Raw genomic sequence first — 14,577 nt, forward strand, 5'->3', positions numbered from 1 at the left:
CCGCCGCGAGATCGAACGCATGATCGAGGACGGCCGGGTCACCCTGAATGGGGAGATAGTGACGACGCCAGCGACCCTGCTCGCCTCGCTGCACGGCGTCGCCGTCGACGGCAACCCCGTCGCGCAGCCCGCCCCAGCCCGCCTCTTCCTGTTCCATAAGCCATCGGGCTATCTGACGACGGAGCGCGACCCGCGCGGCCGCCCGACCATCTACGACCGCCTGCCCGCCGATCTGCCCCGCCTGATGCCGATCGGCCGCCTCGACATGACCACCGAAGGGCTGCTGCTGCTCACCACCGATGGCGAATTCAAGCGGCAGATGGAGCTGCCCGCCACTGGCGTGCCCCGCACCTACCGCGCCCGTGCCTTCGGCGACATCAGCCAGGCGCAGCTGGAGGACCTGTTCGACGGCATCGAAATAGACGGCGTGCGCTACGGCCGGATCGAAGCCAATCTGGAACGCCGCACTGGCCGCAACCAATGGATCGAAATGACCCTGACGGAGGGCAAGAATCGCGAAGTGCGCCGCGTGCTCGAACATTTGGGGCTGCAAGTCAGCCGCCTCATCCGCACCAGCTACGGCCCCTTTCACCTGGGCGAACTGGCGTCGGGCGCGGTCGAGGAAGTGCGGCAGCACGACCTCATCCTCTTCCGCAAAAGCCTGAAACACGCCAAGGCTGACGTCTGACCCCATGTCCCCGCCGGCGCAGAAATAGCGAGCCCGATCATGAGAATCATCGCAGGCCAATGGCGCGGCCGTCCGCTTGTAGCGCCAAAGGGTGACGCCACCCGTCCGACAGCCGACCGCACTCGCGAAACGCTGTTTTCCATGCTGCTGAGCCGAATCGGCGCGTTTGACGGGCTGGTCGTCGGCGATTTCTTCGCAGGCTCGGGCGCGCTCGGCTTCGAAGCCCTTTCGCGCGGCGCCGCCACCTGCCTCTTCGTGGAGCAGGACCGCGCGGCGCTCGACGCGATCCGCGCCAATGGCGACCGCCTCGGCGTCCGTCCGGACATTCGCCAGGGCAGCGTCATGTCGCTGGGTCCGGCGCCCCGGCCGCTCGACCTCATCTTCATGGACCCGCCCTATCATAGCGGCGCGGGCGCGGTGGCGCTCGACAAGCTCAGCCGCCTCGGATGGACAGGGCCCGCGACATGGGTCAGCATCGAGACCGACCGCCGCGAAGATGTCGAGGTGAAGGGCTTTACCGCCGATGCCGTGCGCGACGTCGGCAAGGCCAGGCTGACCCTGCTGCGCGCCTCCGACTAGAGGCAAACGCCCCGGCATCCGGCAAAGCCCGCGCGGGACCGGACAGCTTTCACCCGCTCACGCGCGGCGCTGTCCGGCCCCGCTGCGATGATCAGCGGCGCTTGCGCGTCTTGCGGGCCTCACCCGGGTTGATGCAGCTGTCCTGAACGGTCCTGCTGCACACCGGATAATCCTTTCCTCCCGCAGGCGGCGGGGTCATGTTGCCGCCGACCGTCACCGGATTGGCGGAGCTGCCTACCGGAGCGGACGGGTCCTGCGGCACCCCTGCCGGAGCAGGCGCCATGCCGCTGCTCGGCGGCACCGCGCCTGTGGGCTGCGAAGCGTTGGGGTCTGCCCCTGTCGAAGGCGTCGCCGGAGTCGCGGGCGTGGCCGGGCTGACGCCGGGGTCGGCGGGAGTTGCAGGGGTCGCGGGCTCTGCCGGAGTCGCGCCAGCCTCTGGCGGCTGGGACATGGTTCCACTCGTATCCTGGGCAATGGCAACCGCGCCGGTCGTGAACGCCAGCATCGCCGCGCCTGCAAGCATGATCGATCTCATCGGGCTTCCTTTCCTTATTCTTCACCCTTACCCCGGTCGGGCTGGTGGAAAACCGGATGCCCAAGCCGCGCGTTCCTGACACGGCGACGAACCGTGGCGAACGCGCCGCCAGATGAATGTTCCTGCTGCTCAACCTTCAGGGTAGCGGTCGAACTTGGGCAGGCCGTGCGCCTGCGCCATCCACGGCGCGGCCTCGGCCCACTGGACATGGATCGAAGGCGGAAAGGCCGAAGGATCGTCCAGCGTCGCCGTCTGTATGTCTACCATGCCCGGAAAGGTCACCGCGTTGGAATAGAACAGGCCCGAACCGCAGGTCCCGCAAAAATGCCGGGTGACATTTTCGGATGAGGCATAGGTCGCGGGCGTGCCGTTCACGCGCAGCTTGTCCTCAGGGAACAGCGCCCAGCCCACCATCGGCGCTCCGGCGCTGCGGCGGCAATCCGCGCAATGGCACAGCGCGCTGTAAACCGGATCCCCTTCCACGTCATAGCTGATGCTGCCGCACTGGCATCGTCCTGCCGCCATGAGCTTTCTCCTTGCATGATTCGCCTTTTGTTCTCATAGATCGGGCATCACCGCAAGGCGGCCTGGCCTTGCTCCCGTCCTTTGCGCTACCTAGTTGTCGTTCATGACCTTGCCCGCCCCCTCGCCTGACGACCCTCCCTATCTCCAGGGGCTGAACGCCCCTCAGCGGGAGGCCGTCCTGACGACCGAAGGCCCCGTGCTGGTCCTCGCGGGCGCGGGCACGGGGAAGACGGCGGCGCTGACGGCCCGGCTTGCCCACCTTGTCGCCACACGGCGCGCCTATCCGTCCGAAATCCTGGCCGTGACCTTCACCAACAAGGCCGCGCGGGAAATGCGGGAGCGTGTCGGCCGCATGATCGGCCCGGCGGTGGAAGGCATGCCGTGGCTTGGCACCTTCCACGCGATCGCCGCCAGGATGCTGCGCCGCCATGCCGAACTGGTGGGGCTGCAATCCAACTTCACCATCCTCGACACCGATGATCAGCTACGGCTGATGAAGCAGCTTATCCAGGCGGAGGGGATTGACGAGAAGCGCTGGCCCGCGCGCCAGCTTGGCGGCCTGATCGACCAGTGGAAGAACAAGGGCCTCACGCCTGACGAGATCGGCGCGGCCGACAGCGAAGCCTATGCCAATGGGCGCGGGCAAAAGCTTTATGCCGCCTATCAGGCGCGGCTGCGCGACGTGAACGCCTGCGATTTCGGCGACCTGCTGCTGCATGTGCTGACCATCCTGAAACGTCATCGCGACGTGCTGGAAAGCTATCAGCAGCGCTTTCGCTACATCATGGTCGACGAATATCAGGACACGAACAGCAGCCAGTATCTCTGGCTCCGCCTGCTCGCGCAGCAGCGCAAGAATATCTGCTGCGTGGGCGACGACGACCAGTCCATCTATAGCTGGCGTGGAGCGGAGGTCGCCAACATCCTGCGCTTCGAAAAGGATTTCCCCGGCGCGAAGATCGTCCGCCTGGAACAGAATTACCGGTCCACCCCGCACATATTGGGCGCGGCGTCCGGCGTCATCGCAGAAAACGGCAATCGCCTTGGCAAGACGCTGTGGACCGACATCGACGCCGGGGAAAAGGTCCGCGTCATCGGCGTGTGGGACGGGCCGGAAGAAGCACGCCGCGTCGGCGACGAGATCGAATCGATCGAGCGCGCGGGCCAGTCGCTGGACGAAGTCGCCATTCTGGTCCGCGCCCAGCACCAGACCCGCGAGTTCGAAGACCGCTTCATCCAGATCGGCCTGTCCTACCGCATCGTCGGCGGTTTCCGCTTCTACGAACGCGCGGAAATCCGCGACGCGCTCGCCTATCTCCGCCTTGTCAACCAGCCCGCCGACGATCTGGCCTTCGAACGCATCGTCAACGTGCCCAAGCGCGGCCTGGGCGACAAGGCCGTGGAAAAGCTGCACCGCCTCGCGCGGGCGGAGGGGGTTCCGCTGACCCTGGCGGCCGCGCGCATCCTCGACACGGACGAGTTGACCCCGCAGGCCCGCCGTTCGCTGGGCGCTTTCATCGGTGATCTCGCCCGCTGGCGCGATCGCGCGGCGCAGCTTCCCCATGCGGAACTGGCCCGTCAGATACTGGACGAAAGCGGCTATACCGCCATGCTCCAGGCCGAACGCACGGCGGAAAGCGCTGGCAGGCTGGAAAATCTGAGCGAACTTGCCCGCGCCATGGAAGAATATGAAACGCTGGGCGCGTTCCTTGAGCATGTTTCGCTGGTCATGGACAATGAAGCGCAGGCGGACGAGCGCAAGGTCACGATCATGACCATCCACGCCGCCAAGGGGCTGGAGTTCGACACCGTATTCCTCGCCGGATGGGAAGAAGGGCTCTTTCCGTCCCAGCGCGCGCTCGACGAAGGCGGCCTCAACAGCCTGGAGGAAGAACGCCGCCTCGCCTATGTGGCGCTCACCCGTGCCCGGCGGCGCTGCATCGTCCTGCATGCCGCAAACCGGCGGATTTACGGCCAGTGGACCAGTTCCATCCCCTCGCGTTTCGTCGGTGAATTGCCGCCTGAGCATGTGGAGGAGGAAAGCAGCATGGCGGGCGGCGCGTCCCTGTGGCGCGCCAACTGGTCCGAACGCGCCGACCCCTTCGCCAATGTTCAGCGCGGAAGCGGCCGTGGCCCCGGCTGGCAGCGCGCCCAGCAAAGCGGCCAGTTCGTCAGGGAGCCCGTCCGCATCGTGGAAGCCCGCGCGTCGGCCGTGTCCCTCGGCAACAAGGGCCGTGACGACATGAGCGTCGGCCTGCGCGTCTTCCACCAGAAGTTCGGCTATGGCACCGTGGCGGAAATCGAAGGCAACAAGCTGGAGATCGACTTCGAAACGGCGGGCCGCAAGCGCGTGATGGACAGTTTCGTCCAGCCTGCCTGAGGCGCTTCGATCCGCCTACGGCACCACGCGCACGGCCCCCAGATAATCCCGCTTGCCGATCGCAACCCCGCTCATCCGCAGGATGTTGTAGGCGGTAGTGGCGTGGAAATAGAAGTTGGGCTGGGAAAAGCTCGTCAGGAAATCCTTGCCGGTAAATTCCATGCAGAACTTGTCTCCAATGGTGAAGATAATCTGCTTGCCGCTCAGGGGCTCGATCTCATCGGCGTTCAACGCCCTGAGTGCATCCAGCGCTGCGGTGATCTTCGCGGTCAGCCCCTCGAAACTGCCGGGCGGCTGCGTCATGTCGGGGGAGAAATGCCCGTTGCGCACGCCCTCGATCGCTCCGGCCGAATGCACCGCGCAACTCTTCACCTGATAGGCGAAACCGAACATATCGGGCGCAAGCCTCGCATCGATCAGCTTTTCGTGCGGGATTGACTGCTCATCGCAATGCGCCTTCGCCTTTTCGATCAGCCCCAGAACCGATCCCAAAATCTGGACACATCCCGGTACGAACGCGTCATACAGCGTCATCATGCTTCCTGCTCCTTTGTCGCGGTGGCGCGAAACATATTGCCGCAACATGGTGGCCCATCCAAAGCCCGCCCGCAATCGCACAATAAAACCTCACCATCACAGGTAGGGAGGGCGACCGGCCAAAGGCTGGTAGAGGGGAAAAGCGCAGGTCACGCCATATTAGCAGCTACGCCGGCGCTCTCATCCGCCATCAACGCGAAAAGGCGTTCCGAATTTTCCGCTGTCCTACAGCCCCATTATCAGGCTAGGCTCCACGCCGCTCTTTGAACCTTTAACATAATCTGTTGGAACCACCCGGCCAAAACCCAGCATTTCCGCGCCTGTGTCGTGTCACCTATGTCACCCAAATCCTACAGGCGGCAAACCGGCCGGGAACAGCAAAAGCCTCGATCCGGCAAGGACCAAGGCTCTCCGTTCAACGGTAGGTGACAGAGACAGCGGCAAAGCCCGAACGGCCTCAGGCGCTGACACCGAAAATCATCTTTATCGGAAGATTTGGTGGAGCCTAGCGGGATCGAACCGCTGACCTCCTGCATGCCATGCAGGCGCTCTCCCAGCTGAGCTAAGGCCCCATCATAATGCGAACAATGCCGCATCCTAATGGATCAGGCCATGTCCGGCATGATGCCATCGGCCGAATATCTGGACGCCCCTGGCTTGGCGGTCAGGACATGAAGCAAAGCCGTTTTCGGGCTCTCCACGCCCCTCGTCCGGGCCAGGACGTTTTCCGGGAAAATGCCCTCTGGACATTCTCAATCCGAAAAACTGGTGGAGCCTAGCGGGATCGAACCGCTGACCTCCTGCATGCCATGCAGGCGCTCTCCCAGCTGAGCTAAGGCCCCGTTTCCAGTCTCAGCGCCGTTTGGGTCCGGCGCTTTGGAGGCGCTGCCATTATGCCGCGGCACCCCCCATTGCAAGTGCTAAATTCGCTTAATTGTCGATGTCGTCACCGTCATTGCCGCCAGCGTCGACGCCCAGATCGTCGTCGCCGCCCAGATCGACGTCATTGTCCGGCGAATCGCCATCGTCATCCACGTCCAGATCCAGGTCCAGATCGTCGTCAGCCGTCTCAAGCTCGCCATCGGCCGTCTCGATGACCTTCTTGGGCGCTTCCTCATAAGGCAGCGGCTGCTTGGACTTGAGGACGGGCTCGGGCTCCCATGCGGTGTTGCAATTGATGCAGGTCACCGGGTCGTCCTTGCCCAGGTCGTAGAAGCGCGTGGCGCATTTCGGGCAGGTACGCTTCGTACCCCATTCAGCCTTGACCATGTCCGGCCTTGTCCTTCTCGCGAGTGCTCAAACAGAAATCACGCGGCACGACAACGTCGTCCGCGAAGCGTGGCGCGCCTTGCCATAGCGGAACCGCGCTGTCAAAAGCCGGGCGCAATTTTTCAGCTTTCGCAACGGATTCCCGCGTGACCGCCTCTTCAGACCAGCCCGCCCCGATGACCTTCACCCCAGCGCCGCCCCTGTCGGGAAGCGTCACCGTGCCGGGCGACAAGAGCATTTCCCACCGATCGCTCATGCTGTCGGCCCTCGCGGTGGGCGAAAGCCGGGTGGAAGGCCTGCTGGAAGGGGAAGATGTGCTGGCGACCGCAGCCGCCATGCGGGCCATGGGCGCGGACATCAGGCGCGACGAGGATGGCATCTGGCACATCAACGGGGTGGGCGTGGGCGGCCTTCTTCAGCCGCAGACCGCGCTCGACATGGGGAATAGCGGAACCTCCACCCGCCTGCTCATGGGCCTGATCGCCAGCCACGGCATCACCGCGACCTTCACCGGCGACGCCTCTCTCAGCAAGCGCCCGATGGCGCGAGTCACCGAACCGCTTTCCCGCATGGGCGCCAGCTTCATGACCAGCCCCGGGGACCGGCTGCCGCTCACCATGCGGGGCGCCTGCCCGGCCGTGCCGCTCGATTACCGCCTTCCCGTCGCGTCGGCACAGGTCAAGTCGGCGATATTGCTCGCCGGCCTGAACGCGCCGGGAATCACCCGCGTAGTGGAACCCATTCCCACCCGCGACCATAGCGAACGGATGCTCAAGGGCTTTGGCGCGACGCTGGATGTGGAGGTCCAATCCGACGGCACGCGCATCATCAGCCTGACGGGAGAGGCTGAACTTCGTCCGCAGGCGATCACCGTGCCGGGCGACCCCTCCTCCGCCGCCTTCCCGATCGTCGCCGCGCTCATCACTCCCGGTTCGGAGGTCACCGTCACCAATGTCGGCATGAACCCGACAAGGGCGGGCCTGTTCGGCATTCTCCAGGCGATGGGCGCGGATCTCAGCCTGTCCAATCACCGCGAAGTGGGAGGAGAGCCGGTCGCCGACATCACCGCCCGGCACAGCCAGCTGACCGGCATCGACGTGCCGCCGGATGTTGCGCCCAGCATGATCGACGAATTCCCGATCTTCTTCGTCGCCGCGTCCTTCGCCCAAGGCACCACCCGAACCAGCGGCCTCGATGAGTTGAGGGTCAAGGAATCGGACCGGCTGGCGCTGATGGCGCGCGGTCTCGCCCAGATCGGCGCGCGGATCGAGGAAATGGAAGACGGCCTGATCATCGAAGGGACCGGCGGCGCTCCTCTGCCCGGCGGCAAGTCTCCGCCGGTGATAGCGGCCTCGCTCGATCATCGCATAGCAATGAGCTTCGCCGTCGCTGGCCTCGCCACCACCGGCGGGCTGACCGTGGATGACATGCGTCCCGTCGCGACCAGCTTCCCCGGTTTCACCGCCCTGCTCCGGTCACTCGGAGCGATCGAGTGACATTCGACCTTGCCAATATCATCGGCCTGACCGGCTGCGGGTTGATGGTCGCGGCTTATGCTTACAGCAATATGGCGCGCACGCTGAATTTCGTGCTGTTCAACCTCTTGAACCTGGTGGGTGCATTGCTGCTGATCGGGTCGCTCACCGTCCACTTCAACATTGCGTCCATGGCGCTTGAGATCGTCTGGGCGCTGATCGCGCTGGTCAGCCTCGGCAAGGCGCTCATGAAAGGCAAAGCACAATGATCATCGCCGTCGACGGTCCGGCAGCGTCAGGCAAGGGCACGATCGCGCGCGCTCTGGCCGATCATTACGGCCTGCCCTGCCTGGATACCGGCCTTTTGTATCGCGCCGTGGGCCTTTCCGTGCTCAAGGCCAGCGGCGATCCCGATCGGGAAGCGGATGCGCTGGCGGCTTGCAACTTCGATAAGGCGATCCTTTCCGATCCTGCCCTGCGCACCGAAGCGGTAGGGTCGCTCGCATCGCGCGTCTCCGTCCACCCAAGCGTCCGCCAGGCCCTGGTTCAGCGGCAGCGGGATTTCGCCGCACAGCCCGGCGGCGCGATCCTGGATGGGCGCGACATCGCGACGGTCATCGTCCCGGACGCCGACGCCAAGATCTTCGTCACGGCCAGCGTCCATGTGCGGGCGCAGCGCCGCTATGATGACGGCGTTGCCCATGGCGGGCATCCCGACATGGACAGCCTCATCGCCGATATCCAGGCGCGCGACACGCGCGACATGAGCCGGGATCATGCGCCGTTGCGAATGGCCGATGGAGCGGACTTGCTCGACACCAGCAATTTGACTATAGACGCTGCCGTCCAGCAGGCCATTGCACTGGTGGACGCCCAGTTGGAACGTCGGCGAAACGCCTGACGCGATGACGGCGCTTGGGATTCCCAGGCGCCCTTTTCGCTTATCCGCAGGGCGTCGCTCGTCATAGCCGAACGGATGTTCGCGCGGTATCCGGCCGCGCGGGCGGTTTGGCCTGAAAGACCACCGGAGACAACCGGTAGGCCAGCAATGACGAGTGAAGGAAACTTACATGGCCTCTACGGCATTCCCCTCGCGCGACGATTTCGCCGCGCTTCTCAATGAATCTCTCGGTGGCGAGGATGGCGGCTTCGAAGGCCGCGTCGTAAAGGGCACCGTAACCGGCATCGAAAACGACATGGCGCTGATCGACGTCGGCCTGAAGTCGGAAGGCCGCGTGCCGCTGCGCGAATTCGCCGCTCCCGGTCAGAAGGCTGACCTCAAGGTCGGCGATGAAGTCGAAGTCTATGTCGACCGCGTCGAAAACGCCCATGGCGAAGCCATGCTGTCGCGCGACCGCGCTCGCCGCGAAGCCGCCTGGGACAAGCTGGAATCCGAATTCACCGAAAATGCCCGCGTCGAAGGCGTCATCTTCGGCCGCGTGAAGGGCGGCTTCACTGTCGACCTCGACGGCGCCGTGGCGTTCCTGCCCGGCAGCCAGGTCGACATCCGCCCCGTGCGCGACGTCACCCCGCTGATGGACATTCCGCAGCCCTTCCAGATTCTCAAGATGGATCGCCGCCGCGGCAACATCGTCGTGTCGCGCCGCGCCATCCTGGAAGAAACCCGCGCCGAACAGCGCTCGGGCCTCATCCAGACCCTGGCCGAGGGCCAGATCATCGAAGGCGTTGTCAAGAACATCACCGATTACGGTGCGTTCGTTGATCTGGGCGGCATCGACGGCCTGCTGCACGTCACCGACCTCAGCTACAAGCGCATCAACCACCCGAACGAGATGATCAACATCGGCGACACTGTCCGTGTCCAGATCATTCGCATCAACCGCGACACCCAGCGCATCAGCCTTGGCATGAAGCAGCTGGAAAGCGATCCGTGGGAAGGCGCCGCCGCCAAGTATCCGGTCGGCGCGAAGCTGTCGGGCCGCGTCACGAACATCACCGAATATGGTGCGTTCGTCGAACTGGAGCCGGGCATCGAGGGCCTGGTCCACGTTTCGGAAATGTCCTGGACCAAGAAGAACGTTCACCCCGGCAAGATCGTTTCGACCAGCCAGGAAGTCGACGTCATCGTCCTGGAAGTCGATCCCGACAAGCGCCGCATCTCGCTCGGCCTCAAGCAGGCCCAGAACAATCCCTGGGACAGCTTTGCCGAACGTCACCCGATCGGTTCGACCGTCGAGGGCGAAGTCAAGAATGCCACCGAGTTCGGCCTGTTCATCGGCCTGGACGGCGATGTGGACGGCATGGTCCATATGTCGGACATCGCCTGGGGCATTTCGGGCGAAGACGCGCTGGCTCTGCACCGCAAGGGCGAGACGGTTCAGGCCGTTGTTCTCGACATCGACGTCGAGAAGGAGCGCATCAGCCTTGGCATGAAGCAGCTTGAGCGTGGCGGCCCGGCCGCTGGCGGCACCGCTGCTGCGGCCGCTGGCCTGACCAAGAACTCGATCGTCACCGTGACGGTTCTGGAAGTCCGCGACGGCGGCCTGGAAGTCCAGGCTGGCGAAGACGGCGCTGCGGGCTTCATCAAGCGCAGCGACCTTGGCCGCGACCGCGACGAGCAGCGCCCGGAACGCTTCCAGGTTGGCCAGAAGTTCGACGCCATGGTCACCGGTTTCGACCGCGCCAAGAAGCCGACCTTCTCGGTCAAGGCGATGCAGATCGCCGAAGAGAAGCAGGCCGTGGCTCAGTACGGCTCGTCGGACAGCGGCGCGTCGCTGGGCGACATCCTTGGCGAAGCGCTGAAGGCCAAGAGCGAAGGTTAAAAGCCTCTCTCTATAACAAAAGTAATAGGCTCGCCGGAACTCGGTTCCGGCGGGCCTTTTTTCTATCCCAAAATAAGAAATGACTACCGATAATGGCCAATTGTCATGGGTTTGCGTATTCTCTATGAGTCAAGTGGGAACCAGAAGGGGGAGCTGGAGGACCAATGATACGTTCAGAATTGATTCAGACGCTGGCGGAAGAAAATCCAGATCTTGGCTTGCCTGAGGTCGAGAGGATCGTTGATCTTTTTTTCAAGGAAATCGTTGACCGGCTGTCGAGTGGCGGCCGGGTGGAATTGCGCGGTTTCGGAGCCTTTACCACGCGCGCGCGGGATGCGCGGACGGGGCGCAATCCGCGCACGGGGGAACAGGTGCCGGTTTCGGCCAAGCGCGTGCCCTATTTCAAGCCCGGCAAGGAAATGCGCGAGCGGCTGAATGGCAAGGCGGGTTCATCTTCGCCGCGTCCTTGACGTTCAGGCGCGCAGGCGTCAGGGGATAGGCCCACGCGGACGTGGCGAAATCGGTAGACGCAGCGGACTTAAAATCCGCCTCCCCCTGGGAATGCGGGTTCAAGTCCCGCCGTCCGCACCAGGGTTAAAGGCGGCATCAGCAGCGCCCGCCCTTCCATAAAGCTGGATATTCCGCTGCCTTCCCGCAATTATGCGGCATGGCCGGTGCAATCAATCCTCAAAGCTTCAGCGATTCCCTGGTCATCTTGGGCGCCGCTGGGCTGGTCATTCCCGGCTTTGCCCGATTTCGCATCAGCCCGGTCATCGGCTTCATCCTCGTCGGGCTGGCGGTGGGACCAGCGGGCCTTGGATCGCTCGTCAGCGAATATCCCTGGCTCTACCATGTCACGATCTCGAACCGGGCGGCGATAGAACCCTTTGCCGAACTTGGCGTCATATTGCTGCTGTTCTCCATCGGCCTGGAGCTGAGTTTCCGGCGCCTATGGACGATGCGGGCCCAGGTGTTCGGCGTGGGCGCGGCCGAGTTGATCGGCGGCGCCATGCTGATCGCGGGCGGCCTTTATCTGCTGGGGCAGCCGCCAGCGGGGGCATTTGGCCTGGGCCTCGCGCTGGCCTTGTCTTCGACCGCCGTGGTGCTTCCCATGGTGGGTACGCAGAGCGCGGTCGGGCGAGCGGCCTTTTCCATGCTGCTGTTCGAAGATCTGGCGCTGGTCCCCATCATCTTCATGCTCGGCGCGCTTGCTCCTTCGGTCGCGGCAAGTCCCGATGGCGCATGGTCGCAGCTTGCGGGCACTTTGCTCAAGGGCGGCCTGACGATCGGCGTCATGCTCGTTCTTGGCCGCCTGTTCCTGCCGCACATCTTTCGTCAGGCGGCGCGGACGAAAAGCCCCGAAGTCTTCCTGGCGGCGAGTCTGCTGGTCGTCATCGTGTCCAGCCTGGCGACATCGCTTGCGGGCCTGTCGCCGATCGTCGGCGCGCTGCTGGCCGGGCTGTTGATCGCCGAGACCGATTATCATGGCGAGGTCGAGGTCATGACCGCGCCGTTCAAGGGCCTCGCGCTGGGGGTCTTCCTGATCACCGTGGGGATGAGCCTGGACGTTCGCGTGATCCTGGCCAACTGGCCTGCGCTTGTCCTAGCCGTGCTGGGGGTCGTGCTTGCCAAGACGCTGGTGACGGCCGCATTGCTGTATCTTTCCGGGGCGCGCAGGGGCGTCGCGCTGGAAGTCGGCGTGCTGATGTCCAGCCCGTCCGAAACCACCCTGATCGTCCTGTCCGCGGCGGCTGCGGCGAAGCTGATCCTGCCATCGACGGCGGCTTTCTGGCAGATCGTGACAGCGATCGGCCTTACCATCACGCCCTTGCTCGCGAGGATCGGCCATGACATCGCCCGCCGCCTGGAGATGGCCTTGGGCGAAGAACGGCCCGACTATGAAGAGGAAAGCACGGAGGCGGCGGCAGTCGTAATCGGCTTTGGCCGCGTCGGGCATATGGTGTGCGACCTGTTGCGCCTCCACAATCAGCGCTTCATCGTCGTTGAGTCGGACCCCGACGTGGTCGCGGAAGCGCGCCGCAACGGCTATCCCATCCTGTTCGGCGACGTTTCCCGGACGGAGATGCTGGACAGGCTGCGCCTGGGCCATGCGCGGGCGCTGATCCTGACCATGGACGACCCGGTGCTGTCGGTTCGCGTTACCAAGCGTGTTCGCGGCTGGGTGCCTGACCTGCCGATCATCGCGCGGGCCCGCGATACGGGGCATGCCGCTCAACTTTATCAGGCGGGAGCCAGCGATGCGGTGCCCGAAACGCTGGAAAGCTCGCTACAACTGGCCGAGACCGCGCTGGTCGACCTGGGCGTCGCAATGGGGCCGGTGATCGCGTCGATCCACCAGACGCGGGAGGATCTGCGCATGGGCATCAAGGATGCGGCACAGATGGAAATAGCGCCCAAGCTGCGGCGGCTGCGGTCGGATGAAGTGCCCTGACTCCCCTTCCACCGATAGGATTTGGGTGACATAGGTTACACGACAGACGCGCGGAAAACCGCCATTTCCTTCCGATTTTCCTACAGGTCAAAGAGCGGGGTGTGGCTTAGCGCAAGGCGGGGCCTGTAGGACAGGGGAATTTTGGGGAGGTTGCGTCTTTTCCCCTCCACCATCGGCTGTGCCGATGGTCCCCTCCCCATCGTTGATGGGGAGGATTGGGGATAGGCGGGGCGCTGGATATCAAGGGAATTGGAGGATAATTTGAAAATAGACCGGAGAGATGTGATCAAGGCCGTTATCGCGGCGGGCGCCTGTTCGGGGGCGATCGCTTCGCCGGGCGGTGCTGAGACGGCCGCTGCTTCATTGGCAAAACCGTTCAGCCCTGCTGCGGGCCCGCGATCGCGTCTGCTGTTCGTCAATGACCTTGCCGGTGATCTTGACGGACTTTACGCGCTGGTCCACGCCATCCTTACCCCCACATCCGAGTTGCGCGGGATTGTCGCCACCGGGACGGGCAACCCCGGCGAAAGCGCGGCAAAGGCCGTGGATATGGCGGAAGAAGTTCTGGAACTCATGAATCTGGCCGGGAAGGTCAAGGTCCATGCCGGAGCGGCCAGGAAGATGGCTGAGCCCACTGTGCCGGTTCGCTCGCCGGGCACGCAGGCGATCATTGATGAGGCCAAGCGCACCGACACGGACCTACCATTGTTCGTCGCCGTGGGCGGCGGATTGACGGAGGTCGCGAGCGCGCTGCTTCTTGAGCCATCCATCGCCAATCGCTTCACGCTGGTGTGGATTGGCGGCGATTCCTATCCCGAAGGCGGCACCGGCGAGTATAATTTCAACATCGACCGGCTTGCGGCGCAATATGTGTTCAACCAATCGGCCGTGCCCATCTGGCAGGTTCCGCGGTCGGCCTATGCGACCTGCCTTGTATCGGCCAGCGAGTTGCAGGCATTCGTCGCGCCGCATGGCCGGATCGGAGCGTGGCTATACCAGAAGGTCGTCGACGCACCTGCGCAGTATCGCAACATCCTCAACATGGGAGAGACCTGGACGATGGGGGACAATCCCCTGGTCCTGCTGACATCGCTGGCGGACTGGCCGCCGAGCGCCCAGGCGCGGCCCTTCCGTTATGAGCGGCATGGATCAAGCGCGTCGGAAGAGGTGATCGCGCCGGCCCTGAACAGCGACGGGACATTCACCGTCCGCAATGAAGGACGGAAGATCCGCATCTTCAAGTCGATTGATAACCGCATGATGTTCAACGATCTTTTCGCCAAGCTGCGGATTCATTACCCGGCGGCGGGATAGGCATCATCCGGCTGGCGATGCCCTCCCCCGGCCCCTCCCG

General features: G+C 64.1%; 14 protein-coding genes and 3 tRNA genes. 11 read left to right on the forward strand and 6 right to left on the reverse strand.

All coding sequences use genetic code 11. The features are described from left to right. Nucleotides 1-688, forward strand: a 688-nt coding sequence (locus tag L288_RS36220) for a pseudouridine synthase (RefSeq protein WP_021239072.1), incomplete at its 5' end; no start/stop codon positions are given. A gap of 39 nt (nt 689-727) precedes the next feature. Continuing rightward, nucleotides 728-1,267, forward strand: a complete 540-nt coding sequence (gene rsmD, locus L288_RS36225; protein WP_021239073.1) for a 16S rRNA (guanine(966)-N(2))-methyltransferase RsmD — start codon at nt 728-730, stop codon at nt 1,265-1,267. Nucleotides 1,268-1,358: 91 nt separating this feature from the next. On the opposite strand, the gene L288_RS44140 is transcribed toward rsmD, so the two are convergent. Both L288_RS44140 and L288_RS36235 read right to left on the reverse strand, forming a co-directional pair. Continuing rightward, complete coding sequence (locus L288_RS44140; protein WP_021239074.1) at nt 1,359-1,802, reverse strand: hypothetical protein; 444 nt, start codon at nt 1,800-1,802, stop codon at nt 1,359-1,361. Nucleotides 1,803-1,931: 129 nt separating this feature from the next. After that, the gene (locus L288_RS36235; protein WP_021239075.1) at nt 1,932-2,327 is read right to left on the reverse strand and encodes a GFA family protein; all 396 of its coding nucleotides are present in this window, start codon (nt 2,325-2,327) and stop codon (nt 1,932-1,934) included. Between the two features lie 103 nt (nt 2,328-2,430). Here L288_RS36235 and L288_RS36240 point away from each other — a divergent pair, with 103 nt between their 5' ends. Further along, complete coding sequence (locus L288_RS36240) at nt 2,431-4,707, forward strand: ATP-dependent helicase (RefSeq protein WP_031304643.1); 2,277 nt, start codon at nt 2,431-2,433, stop codon at nt 4,705-4,707. 15 nt (nt 4,708-4,722) lie between these two features. Here the strand turns inward: L288_RS36240 and L288_RS36245 are convergent, their stop codons facing one another. The 4 genes from L288_RS36245 to L288_RS36260 form a co-directional block, all read right to left on the reverse strand. After that, complete coding sequence (locus tag L288_RS36245) at nt 4,723-5,244, reverse strand: DUF1993 domain-containing protein (protein ID WP_021239077.1); 522 nt, start codon at nt 5,242-5,244, stop codon at nt 4,723-4,725. A 496-nt stretch (nt 5,245-5,740) separates the two neighbouring features. Next, a tRNA-Ala gene (locus L288_RS36250) sits at nt 5,741-5,816 on the reverse strand. A gap of 194 nt (nt 5,817-6,010) precedes the next feature. After that, a tRNA-Ala gene (locus L288_RS36255) sits at nt 6,011-6,086 on the reverse strand. Nucleotides 6,087-6,174: 88 nt separating this feature from the next. After that, nucleotides 6,175-6,513 carry a TIGR02300 family protein gene (locus tag L288_RS36260; protein WP_021239078.1) on the reverse strand — a complete coding sequence of 113 codons (339 nt, stop codon included), beginning with the start codon at nt 6,511-6,513 and terminating at the stop codon, nt 6,175-6,177. Nucleotides 6,514-6,659: 146 nt separating this feature from the next. Here L288_RS36260 and aroA point away from each other — a divergent pair, with 146 nt between their 5' ends. From aroA to L288_RS36300, 8 genes are all read left to right on the forward strand, one after another. Then, nucleotides 6,660-8,009 (forward strand): 3-phosphoshikimate 1-carboxyvinyltransferase, encoded by a 1,350-nt coding sequence (gene aroA, locus L288_RS36265; protein WP_041208492.1) that lies wholly within the window; start codon nt 6,660-6,662, stop codon nt 8,007-8,009. Further along, nucleotides 8,006-8,257 (forward strand): CBU_0592 family membrane protein, encoded by a 252-nt coding sequence (locus tag L288_RS36270; protein WP_021239081.1) that lies wholly within the window; start codon nt 8,006-8,008, stop codon nt 8,255-8,257. Before aroA ends, L288_RS36270 begins: the two co-directional genes overlap by 4 nt. Further along, nucleotides 8,254-8,889 (forward strand): (d)CMP kinase, encoded by a 636-nt coding sequence (cmk, locus tag L288_RS36275; RefSeq protein WP_021239082.1) that lies wholly within the window; start codon nt 8,254-8,256, stop codon nt 8,887-8,889. Before L288_RS36270 ends, cmk begins: the two co-directional genes overlap by 4 nt. A gap of 169 nt (nt 8,890-9,058) precedes the next feature. Next, a complete protein-coding gene (rpsA, locus tag L288_RS36280) occupies nt 9,059-10,771 on the forward strand; it encodes a 30S ribosomal protein S1 (protein ID WP_021239083.1) in 1,713 nt (570 codons plus the stop codon). 164 nt (nt 10,772-10,935) lie between these two features. Then, nucleotides 10,936-11,241: an integration host factor subunit beta gene (locus L288_RS36285; RefSeq protein WP_021239084.1), complete on the forward strand. Its 306-nt coding sequence runs from the start codon at nt 10,936-10,938 to the stop codon at nt 11,239-11,241. 35 nt (nt 11,242-11,276) lie between these two features. Next, nucleotides 11,277-11,362 (forward strand) — tRNA-Leu (locus L288_RS36290). Nucleotides 11,363-11,438: 76 nt separating this feature from the next. Then, nucleotides 11,439-13,223 (forward strand): cation:proton antiporter domain-containing protein, encoded by a 1,785-nt coding sequence (locus L288_RS36295; RefSeq protein ID WP_021239085.1) that lies wholly within the window; start codon nt 11,439-11,441, stop codon nt 13,221-13,223. A 282-nt stretch (nt 13,224-13,505) separates the two neighbouring features. Further along, complete coding sequence (locus L288_RS36300; protein ID WP_021239086.1) at nt 13,506-14,537, forward strand: nucleoside hydrolase; 1,032 nt, start codon at nt 13,506-13,508, stop codon at nt 14,535-14,537. Nucleotides 14,538-14,577 lie beyond the last annotated feature (40 nt).

The organism is Sphingobium quisquiliarum P25, from assembly GCF_000445065.1.
In the GTDB taxonomy this organism is placed as follows: Bacteria; Pseudomonadota; Alphaproteobacteria; order Sphingomonadales; family Sphingomonadaceae; genus Sphingobium; species Sphingobium quisquiliarum.